The sequence below is a fragment of the Deltaproteobacteria bacterium RBG_16_64_85 genome, from assembly GCA_001798885.1.
In the GTDB taxonomy this organism is placed as follows: domain Bacteria; phylum Desulfobacterota; class Deferrimicrobia; order Deferrimicrobiales; family Deferrimicrobiaceae; genus FEB-35.
This window is the reverse complement of sequence record MGQW01000071.1, coordinates 1-2,324: the sequence shown is the minus strand read 5'-3', so window position 1 is coordinate 2,324 and position 2,324 is coordinate 1. Positions and strand designations below refer to the sequence as shown.

Sequence of the window (2,324 nt, the reverse complement as noted above, 5' to 3'; positions counted from 1 at the left end):
GCCGCTTCGTTTCGACCCTGGCCACGACCGCCGTGACCGAGGCGGTCATCTTCCCGAGGAACGTCTGCGGAGAAAATCCGATCCAGAAGACGAACACCAGGAAAGGCAGCATGCAGGCCGCCTCCCGCGCGCTCAGGTCCGGCAGGCTCCGGTTCTTCTCGTTCGTGACCGCGCCGAACATCACCCGCTGGAACATCCAGAGCATGTAGACCGCCGACAGCACGACGCCCAGGGAAGCGAGCAACGCGAATCCCGGGGACACCCGGAACATTCCCATCAGGATGAGAAACTCTCCGACGAAGTTGTTGAGCCCCGGGAGGCCGAGAGAAGAAAGCGTCACGATCAGGAAGACGATGGCGAACACCGGCTGGATTTTGAATAGCCCCCCGTATTCCGAGATCAGGCGGGTATGCCGCCTCTCGTAGAGGATCCCGACGAGAAGAAAGAGGGCCCCGGTCGAGATCCCGTGGTTGACCATCTGGAGGATCCCGCCCTCGATCCCCTGAACGTTGAGGGCGAAAAGGCCGAGCATCACGAATCCGAGGTGGGAAACCGAGGAGTAGGCGACCAGCTTCTTCATGTCCGTCTGGACCATCGCCAGGAGCGCCCCGTAGATGATCCCGATGACGGCAAGAGCCGCGACAACAGGCATCAGGTCGGAAGCGGCCACGGGGAAAAGCGGGATTGCGAACCGGAGGAACCCGTAGGTCCCCATCTTGAGCAACAACGCAGCGAGGATCACGGAACCCGAAGTCGGGGCGTCCACGTGCGCATCGGGGAGCCACGTGTGGAACGGGAACATCGGGACCTTGACGGCGAACGCGAGCGCGAAGGCCGCGAAGAGCCAGAACTGCAGTTTCACCGGGATGGTGAGATCGTACATGCTGAGCAGGCTCGTCGTATAGACGCCGGTGACATCGTATTGGTGGAAATAGAGGGCGATGATGGCCACGAGCATCAGCACGGAGCCGGCGAACGTATAGAGAAAGAACTTGATCGCGGAGTAGATGCAACGGTCGGTTCCCCACACGCCGATGAGAAGGTACATCGGGACGAGCACCAGTTCCCAGAAAACGTAGAAGAGGAAGAGGTCCATCGCGAGGAAAACCCCCACCATGCCGATCTCGAGGAGCAGCAGGAAGATCATGAACTCCTTCACGTGGCTTTTGACCGCCCGGTAGGTGGAGAGGATCGTGATCGGCAGGAGGAAGGTGGTCCGCATCACCAGCCACAGGGAGATCCCGTCCACGCCCACGTGGTAGTCGATCCCATAGCCGGGGATCCAGGAAGCCCGCTCGACGAACTGCATCGACGCGGTTGCGTCGTCGAACCGGAAGACGATGGCCAGCGAGAGGAGGAACTCCGCGAGAGCGGTCAGGAGGGCCGCGTTCCGGATCAGGCGGAGGTTTCCCTTCGGCAGGAAAACGAGGAGCAGGACGCCGGCCACCGGGAAGAAGATCACCACGGTCAGCAGGTTCGACGACAGGAATGCAGGAACCGTCATGACCATACGCTCCGCCAGGTTTCCCTCATTGCGGCATATTCCCCGCTGCCGCGCTCCATCGCAAAGGCCGCCCCGGGGCGGACGCGATTCAGCAGACCGCGCCGGCCTCCGAAGGCTCCCAGCCGCCCCCCTCCCGATAGCGGAGGAACGAACCGGCCAGCGGGTCGAGCGCGACCAGATTGACCCATCCATTGTCGAACAGGTGCTGAAGGGTGTGGTGGCGCCTGATGATCTCCCCGATCCGGCCGGTCGGCGCCTCGATCACCGCCAGCAGGCGCAAGGGATCGTGGTAGCGCGCCTCCCCCGCCATCACCGTCTGGAGGGGCAATCCCGTCTGGAGGTCGCCCCCGCTGCCCAGCATGACCCCGAAGCCCCCCACCACGTTGTGGACGACCTTGCTGTCGCTTCCGTACACCCGGTTGTCCACGGTGGAGAAGTAGTGCTCCATGTTGATCCACTCACCGACGATGAGCGGTGCCGTCATGATGATCTCGAGGACCGTCCCCTTGGAGTCCCGCCGCCAGTCGTAGGAGTGAAGGAACACCCGACCTCCGAGGTCGAGCCCCCGGGTGAGTGACCGGTGGGCTACGATGAACGCCGCGTTGCCCGACAGACCCCACTCGGGACGCACCTGGGCGAGATCCGCGCTGCGCCGCTCCACGTGCCTGAGCGCGGCGCGTCGTGTCGGGCCGCCCGGGGACCCCGGCAGCCGGCCGCAACGCTCCTGTGCCTGCCGCGCCCCGGCCTCGGCAAGGTCCCGGCGAAGCCGGAGGAGATCCTCCCGGTGCGTCTCCGGGCAGTCGGACTCCTCCAGGATGTC

At 64.2% G+C, this 2,324-nt stretch carries 1 protein-coding gene and 1 pseudogene; both read right to left on the bottom strand.

Annotated features, from left to right (window positions below; translation table 11 throughout):
* On the bottom strand, positions 1-1,510 hold a 1,510-nt coding region (locus tag A2Z13_07455; protein OGP77143.1), incomplete at its 3' end, for an NADH dehydrogenase.
* A gap of 82 nt (positions 1,511-1,592) precedes the next feature.
* Positions 1,593-2,324, bottom strand: a pseudogene (locus A2Z13_07450) (hypothetical protein).